Here is a 17,885-nt window from a genome sequence, read left to right as displayed (position 1 = left end):
CGAATGCCGGTAAGAGTTAAGATCAGCAAACGAAGTGAAATGGGCCGCGCTGGCGTCATTGAAGCGTCGCGCCCGTACGCGAGGCTAGCCTTGCGCGATGCTGGAGTCGGTAGAACAGGCGCGAATGCAAGACACCCGTAAGCTCTATGTAAAATCCTTCGGGTGCCAGATGAACGTCTACGACGCGCAGCGTATGGCGGACACCCTGGCCAAGGAAGGCTATGTGGAGACGCAGGATCCGGCTGACGCCGATCTCGTCATCCTCAACACCTGCCACATTCGCGAGAAGGCCGCCGAGAAGGTCTATTCGGAGCTGGGCCGCCTGCGCAAAGCCAAGCAGGAGACCGGCTCCGACACCATGATCGCCGTTGCCGGCTGCGTCGCGCAGGCCGAGGGCGCCGAGATCATGAAGCGCGCCCCGGTGGTGGATCTGGTGGTGGGGCCGCAGTCCTATCACCGCCTGCCCGAGATGCTGGCGCGCGCCCGCGACGGCAAGCGCGTGGTGGACACCGAATTCCCCACCGAAGACAAGTTCGACCACCTGCCCGCGCCGTCCCTGGCCGCCACGAAGAAGCGCGGCCCGACGGCCTTCGTGACCGTGCAGGAAGGCTGCGACAAGTTCTGCACCTTCTGCGTCGTGCCCTATACGCGCGGCGCCGAGGTGTCGCGTCCGGTGGCCAAGATCGTCGGCGAGGCCCGGGCGCTGGTGGCGCAGGGCGTGCGCGAGATCACGCTCATCGGCCAGAACGTCAACGCTTTCCATGGCGAAGGGCCGGACGGCAGGACCTGGGGCCTCGGCCGCCTGCTGGAGGAACTGGCCGGCATCGATCGGCTGGAGCGCCTGCGCTACACCACCTCCCATCCGCGCGACATGGATGACGGCCTGATCGCCGCCCATCGCGACCTGCCGCAGCTCATGCCGTATCTGCACCTGCCGGTGCAGTCCGGCTCCGACCGCGTGCTGGCGGCCATGAACCGCAAGCATGGGCGCGACCTCTATTTCGGCATCATCGACAAGCTGCGCGCCGTGCGGCCCGATATCGCCTTGTCCTCGGACTTCATCGTCGGCTTCCCCGGCGAGACGGACGCCGAGTTCGAGGAGACGCTCGATCTTGCCGAGCGCGTCGGCTTCGCCAGCGCCTATTCCTTCAAATATTCCTCGCGCCCCGGCACGCCGGCGGCCGAGCATGACCATCAGGTGCCCGAGGATGTGAAGAGCGAGCGTCTCGCCCGCCTGCACAAGGTCCTCGAAGCCTCCAAGACCGCCTTCGACCGCAGCCTCAAGGGCCGCCGGTTCGACATCCTGCTCGAGAAGCCCGGCCGTCTGCCGGGCCAGCTCATCGGCCGTTCGCCCTATCTGCAGAGCGTGGTGGTGACTGCACCCCACCTGCACATCGGGGACTTCGTGACGGTCGATATCACCGACGTGGGACCGAATTCTCTGGCGGGACGGATCGTTGAGGACGTCGAGGATCAAGGCCGAATGAGCGACCGCCCGCTCGCGGCCATGGAGGCTTGAGCGTGGCGAGAACGAGCGATCGTGAGCGTCCTTCAGTTCCGGTGAATCAGGGCCCTGCCCGTGCTGCGGTCAGCGATCCCTGGGCCCTCAGTGCGGAGGTGGACACCACCCAGGTGGTGCTCGCCTTCGACGATAATCGCCTCGCCACCCAGTTGTTCGGCAATTACGGCCGCAACCTCGCGCTGCTGGAGCGCAAGCTTGCGGTCAAAGCCGAATCCCGCGGCAATCACGTCACGCTGGAGGGCCCGCGCGAAGCCTGCGAGCAGGCACGCCGGGTGCTTGAGCATCTCTATGAGCAGCTCAAGCGCGGCCGCGAGGTCGGCCCCGGCGAGGTGGAAGGCGCCATCCGCGAAGCGGTTTCGCAGGGCTCCCTGTTCAATTTCGATCCCGCCGAGGAAAAGCAGTCCTTCGACGAGATCCAGCTGCGCCGCCGCCCGGTGCGCGCCCGCACGCTGGCGCAGGATGCCTATATCCGCGCCCTGAAGCGCCACACCCTCGTGTTCGGCTCCGGCCCCGCCGGCACCGGCAAGACGTGGCTCGCGGTGGCCTATTGCGTCCATCTGCTGGAGCGGCGGATGGTGGACCGCATCATCCTCACCCGCCCGGCGGTGGAAGCGGGCGAGCGCCTCGGCTTCCTGCCCGGCGACATGAAGGAGAAGGTGGACCCCTATCTGCGGCCCATCTACGACGCGCTCTACGACCTCATGGACCGTGCCTTCGTGGAACGGGCGCTGGTGTCTGGCGAGATCGAGATCGCGCCTCTGGCCTTCATGCGCGGACGCACGCTCTCCAACGCGGCGGTGATCCTCGACGAGGCCCAGAACGCGACGTCCATGCAGATGAAGATGTTTCTCACCCGCTTGGGTGAAAACTCTCATATGATCGTGACCGGCGACCCCAGCCAGACGGACCTGCCCAACGGCATGACGTCGGGTCTTGCGGAGGCCGTGCGCCTGCTGGATGGTGTCGAGGGCGTGGGCTTCGCCCACTTCAAGGCACAGGATGTGGTGCGCCACGAACTGGTGCAGCGGATCGTCGCCGCGTATGAAGAGCATGATGCCACGCAGGCTCGCCGCCCCGTTCCGCGCCGTTTCCCGGCGCGCACGGAGCCTGAGCCCCGCGAGGACGCAGCCTCGGCTGACACCACAACGGTGGAAGCCGTGCTGCCCGACTTTTCCGCGCCGGACGTTTCCACGCCGGACTTGGGGCGCTGACCATGGGTGATTCCGGACGACAACGATCCACGGGCGCTCCCGCCGCAGCGGCGGAAGTGCCCCGTGCCCCGGCCGAGGCGGATGTTTCCGCTTCGGCAGTGATCGACGTCGAGATCGACGTGCTGGTCGAGGATGACGGCTGGGAGAGCTTCCCCGACGCCGTCGCCGTCTGCCAGCGTGCCGCCCGCGCCGCTCTGGCGAGCATCAGCGACGAGGTGCCGCCCGAGGCTGAGATGAGCATCACGCTCACCAGTGACGCCGCCATCCGCCTCCTCAATCGCGACTGGCGCGACAAGGACAAGGCCACCAACGTCCTGTCCTTCCCGGCTCCCGAGCTGCCGCCCGGCGTGGCGCCGCAACCGCTGGGCGACGTGATCGTCGCCCGCGAAACCGTGCTGGCGGAAGCGGAAGCCGAAGAGAAAGACCCCGCGCACCATCTGGCCCACCTCGTGGTCCATGGCACGCTGCACCTCATGGGCTTTGACCATGAGGACGATGAAGAGGCCGAGGAGATGGAAGCCGCCGAGCGCGCCATCCTTGCCGGCCTCGGCATCGACGACCCCTATCAACTGCCCCTCGAGGGCTGAACCGAACCCCAAAGGGAGATCATGTCCTCCACCGACCAGTCGAGCGAACCGAACGCTTCGGAGCCGCAGAGTTTTCTCGATCGATTGCGTGCCCTCCTCGGCACGTTCCGGCCCCATGGGTCGCTCCGCACCGACCTTGTGGAAGTGCTGGATGCCACCGGGACCTCCGAGGAGGAGGGTGAATTCACCCCGTCCGAGCGCCAGATGCTGCGCAACATCCTGCACCTCAAGGAGGTGGGGATCGACGACATCATGGTGCCGCGCGCGGACATCGTCGCGGTGCAGAAGGACATTCCCCTCGGCGCGCTGCTGATCGAGTTCGCCAAGGCATCCCATTCGCGTCTCGTGGTCTATGACGACACGCTGGACGACCCCGTGGGCATGGTCCACATCCGCGACCTGCTGGCCTTCATGACCGGCGTGCAGCCCGGCGACGAGCCGGAAGAGGGCCATGTGCCCGACCTGTCCGCCGTCAACCTGACCCAGCCGCTGGCCGATGCCGGCCTGATCCGCCGCCTGCTCTATGTGCCACCCTCCATGCCCGCCGTGGACCTGCTGGTGTCCATGCAGGCCGCGCGCATCCATCTGGCGCTGGTCATCGACGAATATGGCGGCACCGACGGCCTCGTCTCCATGGAAGACGTGGTGGAGGAGATCGTCGGCGAGATCGAGGACGAGCATGACGACGAGGCGGCGCTGATCCAGCAGCAGCCCGACGGCAGCTTCCTCGCCGATGCCCGCACCCCGCTGGAGGACGTCACCGAGACGGTGGGCACCGACTTCGTGCCCGGCGAGGCCGGCGACGAGGTGGATACGCTTGGCGGCCTCATCGTCACGCTCGCGGCCCGCGTGCCCGAGCCCGGCGAGGTGATCCATCTGCCCGGTTCGTACCGGGTGGAGGTGGTGGAGGCGGATCCGCGCCGGGTGAAGGCCCTGCGCATCATTCCGCCCGTGCCGGAGGCGGTCGCCGCCGGCACCACCGGCAACGGCATGTGACGGCTTGAACGGCGTGACGCTGGCGTCCTGGGTCCGGAGCCTCACCGGCTGGCGGCGGCTGGCGTTCGCCGTGGCGGCGGGGGGCTTTTCAGCTTTGTCCACGGCGCCTTATGGCGTCTGGCCCGTGCTAGCCATCGGCTTTCCGGCGCTCATCCTGCTCATCGACGGCGCCGGTCATGCCCGCCGCCGTGGGCGGGGTGCCATGCTGCGCGCCGCCGCATGGGCCGGCTGGGGCTTCGGCTTCGGCTATTTCCTCGCCTCGCTGTGGTGGATCGGCGACGCCTTTCTGGTGGAGGCGGAAGATTTCGGCTGGCTGCTGCCGTTCGCCGTGCTGCTGCTGCCGGCGGGTCTCGCCCTGTTCATGGCGCTGGGTGCGGTGCTGGCGCGCCTCGCCTGGCCGAGCGGGGCCGGGCGCATCTGCGTCTTCGCGGTGGCCTTCACCATTTCCGAATGGCTGCGCGGCCATGTGCTGACCGGCTTTCCATGGAACACCTTCGGCTACGGGCCGGCGGCAACGCTGGAGCTGGCGCAGGGTGCAGCGGTGGTGGGCCTGTGGGGCCTGACCTTCTTCGCCTTGCTGCTGTTCGCCACGCCCGTTTTGCTGCTGCGGCCGGGTTCGCTGGCACGCCGGACGGCATGGCCGGTGGCGGCGCTGGTGGTGCTGGCCGGCGCCTATGGGGCGGGCGCCTACCGGCTGGCGACCACGCCTGCGCGCTTTCTGGAGCATGTGCATCTGCGGCTGCTTCAGCCGGCGATCCCTCAGGGGGAAAAATTCGCCTATGACAAGCGCAAGAGCGTGCTGGCGGGTTATCTGGAGCTGAGCCAGCAGCCGAGCGCGCTATATCCCAAGGGGTTGGATGACGTCAGCCTGCTGATCTGGCCGGAATCGGCCTTCCCCTTCATCTATGAGCGCGAGCCCTGGGCCAAGGCGCTGATCGCGCAGGTTCTGCCGCAGAATGTGACGCTGGTGACGGGCGCCGCCCGCCTCGGCGATCCGCCGCCCGGACAGACCTCCAGCTTCTTCAATTCCATCCGGGTGATGAACGCGCGCGGCGAGACCCAGACCGTCGCCGACAAGGTCCACCTGGTTCCCTTTGGGGAATACCTACCTTTCCAAGCTTTTTTGGAATCCATCGGCCTGGAACAACTTACGCGTGTGCGCGGCGGCTTCTCCGCGGGGGATCGACTGCGCCCGCTACCGCTGCCCGGAGCCCCCTCGGCGGCCCCACTCATTTGTTATGAAGCTATCTTTCCGGGCGCCGTGGTGCCCGAGGGCGAGCGGCCCGGTTTCCTTTTAAACCTAACTAATGATGCATGGTTTGGGGATACGCCCGGCCCCCACCAGCACTTCCTTCAGGCCCGCCTGCGCGCGGTGGAGGAAGGGCTGCCGCTGGTGCGGTCCGCCAATACAGGCGTTTCAGCCATCGTGGACCCCCTGGGGCGAATTGTCGCATCCCGGGATCTCGGAGCGCGAGGCGTTCTCGACGGGGACTTGCCGGCGGCGCTCCCCACGCCCCCGGTCGGAGCCCGGCTGTCTAGTACGATCCTGACGATCTTGATGCTTTTCACATCACTCATTGCCGCCTGTGCAATTTGGCGGCATCATACACGCATAGGTTGATCGACGCGTTCTGATTGTATGCCTATCTTGCACGCACTCAGGGCAGCCTTCGCAGTGCGAAGTGAAAACTCTTTTCCGACATAGCCGGAGAGACCATGGTCAAGAAGGCGCCAAACCCCATTGATAAGCATGTGGGTAGCCGCGTACGTATGCGTCGCATGATGGTGGGCATGAGCCAGGAGAAGCTCGGAGAGCATCTTGGCATCACCTTCCAGCAGATTCAGAAGTATGAGAAGGGAACCAACCGCATCGGCGCGAGCCGCTTGCAGCAGATTTCCACGTGCTTGAATGTTCCTGTCGCCTTCTTCTTCGAAGGCGCGCCTTCCGCCAATCCGGAAGGTGATGGAGAAGGTTTTGCCGAGGGGCATTCTCCGGCCTATGTGTCGGACTTCCTCGCTACCTCGGACGGCCTCGCGCTGACCCGCAATTTCATGCGGATCAACGACGCCAAGGTTCGTCGGCGGATTGTGGATCTGGTGTCCGCCATCGCCGGGGAAGAGATGGAGGCGCAGCGTTCGATTTGACGAACGCTTTCGCTTAGCCGATCTTGACCCGCCCACGACGGCTTGCCACAAGGATGGCCAGCCGTTGTGGGGGGCAAGAGGAAGCAATTATGGCGCGCGAGTCGTATCTTTTCACCAGTGAGTCGGTCTCCGAAGGGCATCCTGACAAGGTCTGCGATCGCATCTCCGACGAGATCGTGGATGCCTATTTCCGTGCGGCGCTGGAAGGCGGCTTCGATACGACCCAGCTGCGCGTGGCCGCCGAGACGCTGGCCACCACCAACCGCGTGGTCATCGCCGGCGAAACCCGTGGTCCCTCCTCCGTCACCCCGGAGCTGATCGACAGCCTCGCCCGCGAGGCCATCAAGGACATCGGCTACGAGCAGGACGGCTTCCACTGGAAGAACGCCAAGATCGACGTGCTGCTGCACGCCCAGTCGGCCGACATCGCGCAGGGCGTGGACATCGCCGGCAACAAGGATGAAGGCGCGGGCGACCAGGGCATCATGTTCGGCTACGCGGTCAAGGAGACCCCGGAGCTGATGCCGGCCCCGATCTTCTATTCGCACAAGATCCTGAAGGTGCTCGCCGACGCCCGCCATTCCGGCGAGGCCAAGCAGCTCGGCCCGGATGCCAAGAGCCAGGTCACTGTTCGCTACGAGAACGGCAAGCCGGTCGGCATCACCCAGATCGTGCTGTCCACGCAGCACCTGGACGAGAGCATGACCTCGCAGGACGTGCGCGCGCTCGTTGAGCCGTACATCCTGAAGTCCCTGCCGGAAGGCTGGGTCGATGCCTCCACCGTGTGGCACGTGAACCCGACCGGCAAGTTCGTCATCGGCGGTCCGGACGGCGACAGCGGCCTCACCGGCCGCAAGATCATCGTGGACACCTACGGCGGAGCCGCCCCGCACGGCGGCGGCGCCTTCTCGGGCAAGGATCCGACCAAGGTGGACCGCTCGGCCGCCTATGCGGCCCGCTATCTGGCCAAGAACGTGGTTGCCGCCGGCCTCGCCGACCGCGCCACCATCCAGCTCGCCTACGCCATCGGCGTGTCCGACCCGCTGGCCATCTATGTGGACCTGCACGGCACCGGCAACGTGGCCGAGGACAAGCTGGAAACCGTCCTGCGCGACGTCATGAACCTGCGTCCGCGCGGCATCCGCGAGCATCTGGGCCTCAACAAGCCCATCTATGCCCGCACCGCCGCCTACGGCCATTTCGGCCGCGCCCCGGAAGCCGATGGCGGCTTCTCCTGGGAGCGTACCGACATCGCCGATCAGCTGAAGTCCGCGCTCGCCTGAGCCGCACCTGCTGCTAGAGGCGGATTCACGGATCAGATGGTTCCGTCTGATCCGATCCGGCTCTAAGCCTTTTTGGTACTTGCATGGCCGGGCCTGTCCCGGCCATGCCTGTTTTGAACGACTGTCCGGAGCCTGCGCTCCGCTTGACCAACCAGCGTGAAGACGACCTTGAGCGAGACGGAACATGGCGGCGCCTTCTATGGACGCCGGGTAGGCAAGCCCCTGCGGAAAGGCCAGCTTGAGGCCCTCGACCGGGCTCTGCCCCATTTCCTCATCGACCTCGATACGGTGGCCGAGCCCACAAAACTGTTCGCCAGAACAGTCCAGGACCTGCGCCTGGAGATCGGTTTCGGCGGCGGCGAGCATCTGCTTTCCGAGGCCCGCCGGGCGCCGGACGTGGGCTATATCGGCGTCGAGCCGTTCCTGAACGGCATGGCGAAAGCCGCCTTCGAGCTGGATCTCGCCCCCGTGGACAATGTGCGCGTGTTCGACAAGGACGCCGCCCTGCTGCTCGCCAGGCTCCCCGAATCCTGCCTCGGACAGGTGGAGCTGCTCTATCCCGATCCGTGGCCCAAGCGCCGGCACTGGAAGCGGCGCTTCGTGCGGCCGGACAATCTGGATCTCATCGCCCGCGCCCTGCGCCCCGGCGGCGTGTTCCGCTTCGCCAGCGACGTGCCGGATTATGTGGACTGGGCCCTGCGCGAGGTGCGCGCCCACCCCGCCTTCCGCTGGACGCAGACCAGCGCCTCCGACTGGCGCACGCCCTATGAGGGCTGGCCCGGCACGCGCTACGAAGCAAAAGCCATAGCCGCCGGCCGCGTGCCCACCTACCTCGCCTTCGTCCGCGCCTGATTCTCCGGCGGTTGGAACCGCTCCAAGCCACCGCGCGCCCCGTTGCCGTTATTCCCGTCCGTCTATAGTAAGCGATGAGAGACCGCCTAAGGCGGCACGGGAAGAACGCCGCCGCAGGCGGTTTAGGGGAGGAACGCCATCATGTTCGTGCGCCAGCTGCATTATCTCGTGGCCGTCGCGCGCGAACAGCATTTTGGGCGCGCGGCCGACGCCTGCCACGTCACGCAGCCCACCTTGTCCGCCGGTCTGCGCAAGCTGGAAGAAGAGTTGGGCCAGCCGCTGGTGAAGCGCGGCCACCGCTTCATGGGCCTCACCGAGCAGGGCGAGCGCGTGCTCGGCTGGGCGCAGCAGATCATCAACGATTATGAGGGCATGCGGCAGGCGCTCGCCGGCTCCGACAGCGCCTTGTCCGGCGTGCTGCGGCTCGGCGCGGTGCCCGCCACTTTGCCCGCGATCCCCGGCATCGTGAACGCCTTCTGCGACCGCCACCCGGAGGTGCGGGTGCAAATCCAGTCGCTGAGCGCGCTGGCCATCCAGCGCGGGCTGGACGACCAGACGCTGGACGTGGGTGTGAGCTATCTGTCCGGCACGAAACCCGCCCGCCTCAACTGGCTGCCCTTCTATGCGGAGCGCTACGCCTTCGTGACCGCCCGGCGCGACGAACCGCTGCCGGAACGCATGGGCTGGGCGCAGGCTGCGCGCCATCCCCTGTGCCTGCTGACGCCCGATATGCAGAACCGCCAGATCATCGACGAGGCGCTGGCGGATGCGGGGGCGCCCTCGCTGCCGCGCATCGAGGCCAACACCTTCTTCGGCGTGTGGTCGCAGATTTCCTCGGGCGCATGGGCGGGCATCGTGCCCCACACCCATCTCGCCACCTTCGGCCGCATCGCGGACATCGTCGCCGTGCCGCTGGAGGCGCCCGAGCGCACGCAGCCGGTGGGCCTCGTCACCGCGGACCGCGATCCCCTCGCCCCGGTCGCCGCCGCCTTCCTGCGCCTTGCCGAGCGCTGGGACTTTTCCGAACAGCAGGTCCGCGAGGGCGCCGCGCCGACTTCATAGGCGAAGCCGATCAATCGTTGCGTCCAAACGATTGGACCTTGTCACCCGCCTCCTCTTGTATGGACCTGCCGGCACCGAGCGTGTCGCATTTCTGACCCTGAATTGACTGGCACGGAGCCCTCAGGCGCTCCGTGCCCCCTTCAGCCCACAGGGTCCAAGCCCAACAAGACTGAAACTGGACGGACCGCTGCCGCGTGCCGGTGCGGAGCCGTACCCAAAGGAGGAAACATGGCCAAGGTTGTCTGCGTGCTCTATGACGATCCCGTCTCCGGCTACCCCAAGACCTACGCCCGGGATGATCTTCCGAAGATCGACCACTATCCCGGCGGCCAGACCCTGCCGACCCCGAAGGCCATCGACTTCCAGCCGGGCACCATGCTGGGCAGCGTGTCCGGCGAGCTGGGCCTGCGCAAATATCTCGAATCGCTCGGCCACGAGCTGGTGGTGACGTCCTCCAAGGATGGCCCGGACAGCGTGCTGGAGCGTGAGCTGCACGACGCCGAGATCGTCATCTCCCAGCCCTTCTGGCCGGCCTACATGACCGCCGAGCGCATCGCCAAGGCGCCCAAGCTGAAGGCCATCATCACCGCCGGCATCGGTTCGGATCACACCGACCTGCAGGCCGCCATGGACCGCAACATCACGGTCGCGGAAGTCACCTACTGCAACTCGATTTCGGTCGCCGAGCATGTGGTGATGATGATCCTCGGCCTCGTGCGCAACTACATCCCCTCCTACCAGTGGGTGGTGAAGGGCGGCTGGAACATCGCCGACTGCGTGGAGCGCTCCTATGACGTGGAGGGCATGCACGTGGGCACGGTGGCCGCCGGCCGCATCGGCCTCGCGGTGCTGCGTCGCCTGAAGCCCTTCGACATGCATCTCCACTACACCGATCGGCATCGCCTGCCGGAAGCGGTGGAGAAGGAGCTGAACCTCACGTGGCATGCCACGCGCGAGGACATGTACAAGGTCTGCGACGTGGTCACGCTCAACTGCCCGCTGCATCCCGAAACCGAGCACATGATCAACGAGGACACGCTCAAGCTGTTCAAGCGCGGCGCGTATCTCGTGAACACGGCGCGCGGCAAGCTGTGCGACCGCGACGCCATCGCCCGTGCGCTCGAAGGCGGCCAGCTCGCCGGCTATGCGGGTGACGTGTGGTTCCCGCAGCCCGCGCCGCAGGATCATCCGTGGCGGACCATGCCGCATCACGGCATGACACCGCACATTTCCGGCACCTCGCTCTCCGCCCAGACGCGCTATGCGGCGGGCACCCGCGAGATTCTGGAATGCCTGTTCGAGGGGCGTCCGATCCGCGACGAGTATCTGATCGTGGAAGGCGGCAAGCTGGCGGGCGTGGGCGCCCACTCCTACAGCGCTGGCAACGCCACTGGCGGCTCGGAAGAAGCCGCCAAGTTCAAGAAGAGCGCGTAAGCCCTTAAATCCCGGCCGCGCAACCCGCGCGGCCGGGTCTCGCCCCTCCGGCGCTGCATTGCGTCACGTGACATGCGCGCCAATGGCTTGCACCTTTTGGTTTTACAGCTATATTAGCGCCGTCCCTAACAGGGATACCTCAGAGCCATCGCAGTCGAAGGTGATGAGAGTGGGTCCCCCGCCGGGCCCGCTCATTTTCTGCTTACGCGGATCATCCCACGCTGCTTTGGCTCATTCCCGGCGCCCCGTGCGCTGAAACACGTTTTGCGATGCCTCCCGGCCCCAGGGCCACGCGGGCATCCGAGCCAGGCACCCGTCCCGGAGGGACATGAGCGAGACCGTCGACGCGCAGGATCCCAACGAACCGCGCCTCATCACCGAAACCGGCGTGGCCGCCCGCGTGGCCGCCATCGTCGGCCCCGTGCTTGCCGACCTCAACCTGCGCCTCGTGCGGGTGAAGATCACCGCGCGGGACGGCGGCACGTGCCAGATCATGGCCGAGCGGCCGGACGGCTCCATGACCATCGACGATTGCGAGGCCGCCTCGCGCGCCATCTCGCCGGTGCTCGACGTGGAAGACCCCATCGCCGGTGCCTATCGCCTGGAAATGTCCTCCCCCGGCATCGACCGCCCCCTCGTGCGCCTGACGGATTTCGACCGTTGGGCCGGCCATGAGGTGAAGGTGGACATGGCCGTGCCGCTCAATGGCCGCAAGCGCTTCCGTGGCATCCTGCTCGGCACCAAGGCCGAGCTGGCGATCCTGCGCCGCACCGACGCCCCCAAGGGCGAGGAACCGGACGTGGAGCTGCCCGTTGCCGATGTGGGCGAGGCGAAGCTGGTCCTGACCGACGCCCTCATCACCGAGGCCCTGCGCCGCGCCAAGGCGGCCGGCACGGACATCGGCGACGAGGAAGAGATCGACGAAGACGGCCTCGACGAGGCCGCCGACGACGCCAAGGCCGCGCAGGACGCGGCCAATGCCGAACGCGCCAACGCCAAGAAGGCCGCTGAGAAGGCGGAGAAGAAGGCCGGCAAGACGGCGCGCAAGGCGGCGAAGGCCGACAAGGCCGAGAAGTCGCAGTCGAAATCCGGCAAGGCCCGGCTCTCGGCCACCGAGACCACGGACCTCGCCACCACCAATCCGGCCTCCCGCGCCCTGCGGAAAGGCAAGTCCACTGCGAAGGAGACGCACTGATGGTCGCCGTCAGCGCAAACCGCCTGGAACTGCTGCAGATCGCCGACGCGGTCGCGCGGGAAAAGACCATCGACCGGAGCATCGTCATCGCGGCGATGGAAGACGCCATCGCCAAGGCCGCGCGCTCGCGCTACGGCCAGGAGACGGACATCCACGCCGAGATCAACCCCCGCACCGGTGAGCTGCGCCTCGCGCGCCACCTGCTGGTGGTGGACGAAGTGGAGAATTCCGCCGTCGAGATCACGCTGGACGGCGCCCGCCGCCACAATCCGGCGGCCCAGGTGGGCGACACCATCGCCGACACCCTGCCCCCCTTCGATTTCGGCCGCATCGCCGCGCAGTCGGCCAAGCAGGTCATCGTGCAGAAGGTGCGCGAGGCCGAGCGCGACCGTCAGTATGACGAGTACAAGGACCGCATCGGCGAGATCTCCAACGGCCTCGTGAAGCGCGTCGAATACGGCAACGTGGTCGTGGACCTCGGCCGTGGCGAAGCCATCATGCGCCGCGACGAGCTGCTGCCGCGCGAGATCGTCAAGACCGGCGACCGCGTGCGCGCCTACATCTTCGACGTGCGCCGCGAGCCGCGCGGCCCGCAGATCTTCCTGTCGCGCACCCATCCGCAGTTCATGGCGAAGCTGTTCGCGCAGGAAGTGCCGGAAATCTACGACGGCATCGTCGAGATCAAGGCGGTCGCCCGCGACCCCGGCTCGCGCGCCAAGATCGCCGTCATCTCGCGCGATTCGTCCGTGGACCCGGTCGGCGCCTGCGTCGGTATGCGTGGTTCGCGCGTGCAGGCCGTGGTGAACGAGCTGCAGGGCGAGAAGATCGACATCATTCCGTGGAACCCGGATTTCGCGACCTTCATCGTGAATGCGCTGGCGCCGGCGGAAGTGGTCAAGGTCGTGCTCGACGAGGATCGCGAGCGCATCGAGGTGGTGGTGCCCGACGCCCAGCTCTCGCTGGCCATCGGCCGTCGCGGCCAGAACGTGCGCCTCGCCTCCCAGCTGACCGGCTGGGACATCGACATCATGACCGAGCAGGAAGAGAGCGAGCGCCGCCAGAAGGAGTTCGCCGAGCGCACCCAGATGTTCGCCGAGGCGCTGGACCTCGACGAGATGATGGGCCAGTTGCTCACCTCCGAAGGCTTCACCTCGGTTGAGGAAATCGCCTACGTGCCGATCTCCGAGCTGGCCTCCATCGAAGGCTTCGACGAGGAGACCGCCGGCGAGCTTCAGGCCCGCGCGCTCAAGCACCTCGCCGACGTGGAAGAGGCGCTGGACAACGAGCGCCGCGAGCTGGGCGTCGAAGACGACCTGAAGGACGTGCCCGGCGTCACCTCCAAGATGCTGGTGGCCTTCGGCAAGAACGACATCAAGTCGGTCGAGGATCTCGCCGGCTGCGCCACCGATGACCTCATCGGCTGGACCGAACGCAAGGACGGCGAGACCGTCCGCTACCCCGGCGCGCTGGAGGGCTTCGAGCTCACCCGCGAGGACGCCGAGCAGCTGATCCTGCAGGCCCGCATCACGGCCGGCTGGATCACCGCGGACGAAGTTGTCGAGGACGGCGAAGACGCCGATCCCGACGCCGAATCCGCCTGAGAGAAAAGGAGATGACCCGGCGTGCTTTCGAGTGTGGATCAGGACGAGACGGATGGAGGGCCGCGCATGCTGACCGCTGCGCGGGCGCCCGACGCACGTCTGTGCCTCGCCACCCGACAGGTCACGCCGCTCTCCGACATGCTGCGCTACGTGGTGGGGCCGGACGGAGCTATCGTTCCGGACCTCTCCCGTAAGCTGCCGGGCCGGGGCGCCTGGGTCACTGCGACCCGCGCCGCCCTCGACCAGGCCATCAAGCGCAAGGCCTTTGGCCGCGCCTTCAAGGGCAAGGGGCAGAGCGCCCCTGACCTGCCGGATCTCGTGGAAACGCTGCTCGTGGCCGACACCCGCGCAGCGCTCTCCCTCGCCAACAAGGCGGGACGGGTCGTCACCGGAACGACCAAGGTGCAGTCGGCCCTGTCCGACGGCAACATATCGCTTCTACTTCATGCCTCGGACGCAAGGCCCGATGGCATACGGAAACTGAACGGGTTCGCCCGTCAGCTTGAGGCCGCCGGCATGCACCCGGTGGCCATCGTGGACTGTCTTTCAGGCGTCGAATTGGACTTGGCGCTGGGGCGGTCAAATGTGGTACATGCAGCGCTGCTCTCGCATCCGACGACCGCGGGATTTCTCGCGCGCTGCCGTAGGCTCGAGCGCTGGCGAATGGGCACGACCGCCAGCGTTCCGGAAGGGCATTGCCCGCCGCCCGACCGGATGCAAGGAACGGATACGGAATGAACGATACCAAGACCCCCGGCGACAAGACGCTCCACCCTGCCTCCGGAAAGACGCTGACCCTCAAGCGCCCGGTTGAGCAGGGCACGGTTCGCCAGAGCTTCAGCCATGGCCGCTCCAAGGCGGTCGTGGTGGAGAAGGTGAAGCGGCGCGTGTTCGCTCCGGGCGAGGCCGGTGCCGCCGGCGCCGCCCAGAGCGCGCCTGCCGCCGCCACGCCGGCTGCCGCGCCGCGTCCGGCCACGCCCGCCGCGCCGACGCCTGCCGCCCCTGCGGCTCCGGTCGAAGCCAAGGCGCCCGCCGCGCCGGCTTCAACCCCGGCGCCCGCCGCCCCGGCACCTGCTGCGCCGGCTCCCGCCGCCGAGGCCCCCAAGGTCGAAGCCCCGAAGGTGGAGGCTCCCAAGGCCGAGGCTCCGAAGGTGGAAGCCCCCGTCGCAGAGGCCCCCAAGGTCGAGGCGCCCAAGGCTGAAGCCCCGAAGGTAGAAGCCCCCGCCGCCGAGGCTCCGAAGGCTGAAGCGCCCAAGGTGGAAGCCCCGAAGGCGGCAGCGCCCGCCACGGCGCAGCCGAGCGCACCTGCGGCGACGCCGCCGGCTGCTGCCCGCACGCCGGACGCCCGTCCCGCCGCGTCTTCACGCACCTCCTCTGCCGGCGCCTCGTCGTCGGGCGCCACCTCGCGTCCGGCCGGCTCCGGCCAGCAGCGCCCCGGCGCGCCGCAGCGCACCGGCTCGTCCGGCGCCTCCAGCCGTCCCGGCGGCCCCGGTGGCCAGAACCGTCCCGGCGCCGGTGGCGATCGCGACCGTGATCGCCGCTCCGGCGGTCCCGGCGGCGGTCAGAACCGTCCCGGCGCCAACCGCCCCGGCGGCTCCGGCGTGGTGCTGCGCACCCTGACCGACGAGGAGCGCAACGCCCGCGCCAGCGCGCTGGCCGACGCCAAGGTCCGCGAAGTCGAAGAACGCCGCATGGCGGAAGAGCGTCGCGTCGCCGAGGACGAAGCGCGTCGCCGCGCCGAGCGCGAGCGGATCGAACGCGCCGAGCGTGAGGCCGCCGAGGCCCGCAAGCGCGAGGAAGACGCCCGCCGCGCCCAGGAAGACGAGAGCAAGCGTCGTGGCGAGCAGGAAGCGCGCAAGCGCTTCGGTGGCGAAGAGGCCGGCCGCACCGCCGGCGGCAACGCCGCGCCTGCGTCCAACACCGCCCGTCCGCTCACCCCGCGTCCCGCCGGCACCACTGCCGGCGCCACGGAAGAGGACGATCGTCGTCCGCGCCGCGGTGGCCCGCTGCCGCCCCGTCCGGCCGCGCCCGTCAAGCTCCCCAAGAGCCCCGGCGCCGAGAAGCATCGCGGCCGCCTGACCGTCGTCACCGCCCAGTCGGGTGAGGAGGAGCGCCAGCGTTCGGTGGCCTCCTTCCGCCGCCGCACCCAGCGCATGACCGGCCACCGGGCGCAGGAAGCCAAGGAAAAGGTCGCCCGCGAGGTGATCCTGCCCGAGACCATCACGATCCAGGAACTGTCGAACCGCATGTCGGAACGCGCAGTGGACGTGATCCGCATGCTGATGAAGCAGGGCCAGATGCTGAAGATCACCGACGTGATCGACGCGGATACGGCCGAGCTGATCGCCTCCGATCTCGGCCACACCGTGCGCCGCGTGTCGGAATCGGACGTGGAAGAAGGCCTGTTCGACAGCGCCGACGCCCTCGACGATCTGCAGCCGCGCCCGGCCGTCGTGACCATCATGGGCCACGTCGACCACGGCAAGACCTCGCTGCTCGACGCCCTGCGCAAGACCGCCGTGGTGACGGGTGAAGCCGGCGGCATCACCCAGCACATCGGCGCCTATCAGGTGACGTCGCCCTCGGGCAGCAAGATCACCTTCATCGACACCCCCGGCCATGCGGCGTTCACCGCCATGCGTGCCCGTGGCGCCAAGGTGACGGACATCGTGGTGCTGGTGGTGGCGGCGGACGACGGCGTGATGCCGCAGACCGCCGAAGCCATCAACCACGCCCGCGCCGCCGGCGTGCCGCTGATCGTGGCGATCAACAAGATCGACAAGCCCGACGCCAAGCCCGAGCGCGTGCGCTCCGAGCTGCTTCAGTATGAAGTGCAGGTGGAAAGCCTGGGCGGCGAGACGCTGGAAGTGGAAGTCTCCGCGACCAAGCAGATGAACCTCGACAAGCTGCTCGAGCTCATCGCGCTCCAGTCGGAACTGCTCGATCTCAGGGCCAACCCGGATCGTCCGGCCGAAGGCACCGTGATCGAAGCCAAGCTCGATCGTGGTCGCGGTTCGGTGGCCACCGTGCTGGTCCAGCGCGGCACCCTGAAGGTGGGCGACGTGGTGGTGGCCGGCGGCGAATTCGGCCGCGTCCGCGCCCTCATCACCGACACCGGCACCAACACCGATCAGGCGGGTCCCTCGCTTCCGGTGGAAGTGCTCGGCTTCAACGGCACCCCGGAGGCGGGCGACCGTCTCGCGGTGGTGGAGAGCGAAGCCCGTGCCCGCGAGATCACCGAGTATCGTCAGCGTCAGAAGCGCGAGAAGGCAGCGGCCCGTTCCGCCGTCCAGCGTGGCTCTCTGGAGCAGATGATGAGCCAGGTGAAGTCCACCGGCCGCAAGGAATTCCCGCTCATCATCAAGGGTGACGTGTCGGGTTCGGTGGAAGCCATCATCGGCGCCCTGGAGAAGGTCGGCAACGACGAGGTCCAGGCCCGGATCATCCATTCGGGTGCCGGCGGCATCAACGAGAGCGACGTCACGCTGGCGGAAACCTCCGGCGCCGTGATCATCGCCTTCAACGTCCGTCCCAACAAGGAAGCCCGCGCGGCGGCCGATCAGGACGGCGTCGAGATCCGCCAGTACAACATCATCTACGACCTGGTGGATGACGTGAAGAAGGCCATGAGCGGCCTGCTCACGCCGATCACCCGCGAGACCATGCTGGGCAATGCGCGCATCCTGGAGATCTTCGCCGTGTCGAAGGTCGGCAAGGTGGCGGGCTGCCTTGTCACCGACGGCGTCGTGGAGCGGGGCCAGCATGTGCGCCTGATCCGCGACAACGTCGTGATCCACGAAGGCAAGCTGGCCACCCTGAACCGCTTCAAGGATGCGGTGAAGGACGTGGTCTCCGGCCAGGAGTGCGGCATGTCGTTCGAGAACTATCAGGACATGCGCGCGGGCGACATCATCGAGTGCTACCGCGTCGAGATCGTCCAGCGTTCGCTCTGATCGGCGTTTCGGCAAGTTCAGGGGCGGCCGGGTTCTCCCGGCCG

General features: G+C 67.6%; 14 protein-coding genes. All 14 read left to right on the top strand.

Annotated features, from left to right (window positions below):
• Positions 1-124 precede the first annotated feature (124 nt).
• The 14 genes from miaB (at position 125) to infB (ending at position 17,841) form a co-directional block, all read left to right on the top strand.
• The gene (miaB, locus tag IEW24_RS22345) at positions 125-1,519 is read left to right on the top strand and encodes a tRNA (N6-isopentenyl adenosine(37)-C2)-methylthiotransferase MiaB (RefSeq protein WP_188582842.1); all 1,395 of its coding nucleotides are present in this window, start codon (positions 125-127) and stop codon (positions 1,517-1,519) included.
• Positions 1,520-1,617: 98 nt separating this feature from the next.
• Positions 1,618-2,733: a PhoH family protein gene (locus IEW24_RS22340; RefSeq protein ID WP_244644629.1), complete on the top strand. Its 1,116-nt coding sequence runs from the start codon at positions 1,618-1,620 to the stop codon at positions 2,731-2,733.
• Positions 2,734-2,735: 2 nt separating this feature from the next.
• Positions 2,736-3,320: an rRNA maturation RNase YbeY gene (gene ybeY / locus IEW24_RS22335; protein WP_188582840.1), complete on the top strand. Its 585-nt coding sequence runs from the start codon at positions 2,736-2,738 to the stop codon at positions 3,318-3,320.
• Between the two features lie 21 nt (positions 3,321-3,341).
• A complete protein-coding gene (locus tag IEW24_RS22330) occupies positions 3,342-4,316 on the top strand; it encodes a hemolysin family protein (RefSeq protein ID WP_188582838.1) in 975 nt (324 codons plus the stop codon).
• A 13-nt stretch (positions 4,317-4,329) separates the two neighbouring features.
• Positions 4,330-5,937: an apolipoprotein N-acyltransferase gene (gene lnt / locus IEW24_RS22325; RefSeq protein WP_244644628.1), complete on the top strand. Its 1,608-nt coding sequence runs from the start codon at positions 4,330-4,332 to the stop codon at positions 5,935-5,937.
• A 95-nt stretch (positions 5,938-6,032) separates the two neighbouring features.
• Entirely contained in the window at positions 6,033-6,461 is a 429-nt protein-coding gene (locus IEW24_RS22320; RefSeq protein WP_188582834.1) for a helix-turn-helix domain-containing protein, read from the top strand.
• Positions 6,462-6,550: 89 nt separating this feature from the next.
• A complete protein-coding gene (gene metK, locus IEW24_RS22315) occupies positions 6,551-7,744 on the top strand; it encodes a methionine adenosyltransferase (RefSeq protein ID WP_188582831.1) in 1,194 nt (397 codons plus the stop codon).
• Positions 7,745-7,912: 168 nt separating this feature from the next.
• Positions 7,913-8,596 carry a tRNA (guanine(46)-N(7))-methyltransferase TrmB gene (trmB, locus tag IEW24_RS22310; protein ID WP_244644608.1) on the top strand — a complete coding sequence of 228 codons (684 nt, stop codon included), beginning with the start codon at positions 7,913-7,915 and terminating at the stop codon, positions 8,594-8,596.
• A gap of 141 nt (positions 8,597-8,737) precedes the next feature.
• Positions 8,738-9,658, top strand: a complete 921-nt coding sequence (locus tag IEW24_RS22305; protein ID WP_188582828.1) for a LysR family transcriptional regulator — start codon at positions 8,738-8,740, stop codon at positions 9,656-9,658.
• A gap of 228 nt (positions 9,659-9,886) precedes the next feature.
• Positions 9,887-11,092, top strand: a complete 1,206-nt coding sequence (locus tag IEW24_RS22300; protein WP_188582825.1) for an NAD-dependent formate dehydrogenase — start codon at positions 9,887-9,889, stop codon at positions 11,090-11,092.
• A gap of 328 nt (positions 11,093-11,420) precedes the next feature.
• Complete coding sequence (gene rimP, locus IEW24_RS22295) at positions 11,421-12,287, top strand: ribosome maturation factor RimP (protein WP_188582823.1); 867 nt, start codon at positions 11,421-11,423, stop codon at positions 12,285-12,287.
• Positions 12,287-13,888, top strand: coding sequence for a transcription termination factor NusA (gene nusA / locus IEW24_RS22290; protein WP_188582821.1), 1,602 nt, complete (start codon positions 12,287-12,289; stop codon positions 13,886-13,888). Before rimP ends, nusA begins: the two co-directional genes overlap by 1 nt.
• A 66-nt stretch (positions 13,889-13,954) precedes the next feature.
• Positions 13,955-14,626, top strand: coding sequence for an RNA-binding protein (locus IEW24_RS22285; RefSeq protein WP_188582819.1), 672 nt, complete (start codon positions 13,955-13,957; stop codon positions 14,624-14,626).
• Complete coding sequence (gene infB, locus IEW24_RS22280) at positions 14,623-17,841, top strand: translation initiation factor IF-2 (protein ID WP_188582817.1); 3,219 nt, start codon at positions 14,623-14,625, stop codon at positions 17,839-17,841. The genes IEW24_RS22285 and infB overlap by 4 nt, the downstream gene beginning before the upstream one ends.
• Positions 17,842-17,885: the final 44 nt, after the last annotated feature.

The sequence above is a fragment of the Azorhizobium oxalatiphilum genome (assembly GCF_014635325.1).
In the GTDB taxonomy this organism is placed as follows: Bacteria; Pseudomonadota; Alphaproteobacteria; order Rhizobiales; family Xanthobacteraceae; genus Azorhizobium; species Azorhizobium oxalatiphilum.
This window is presented reverse-complemented; position numbering and strand designations above follow the sequence as displayed.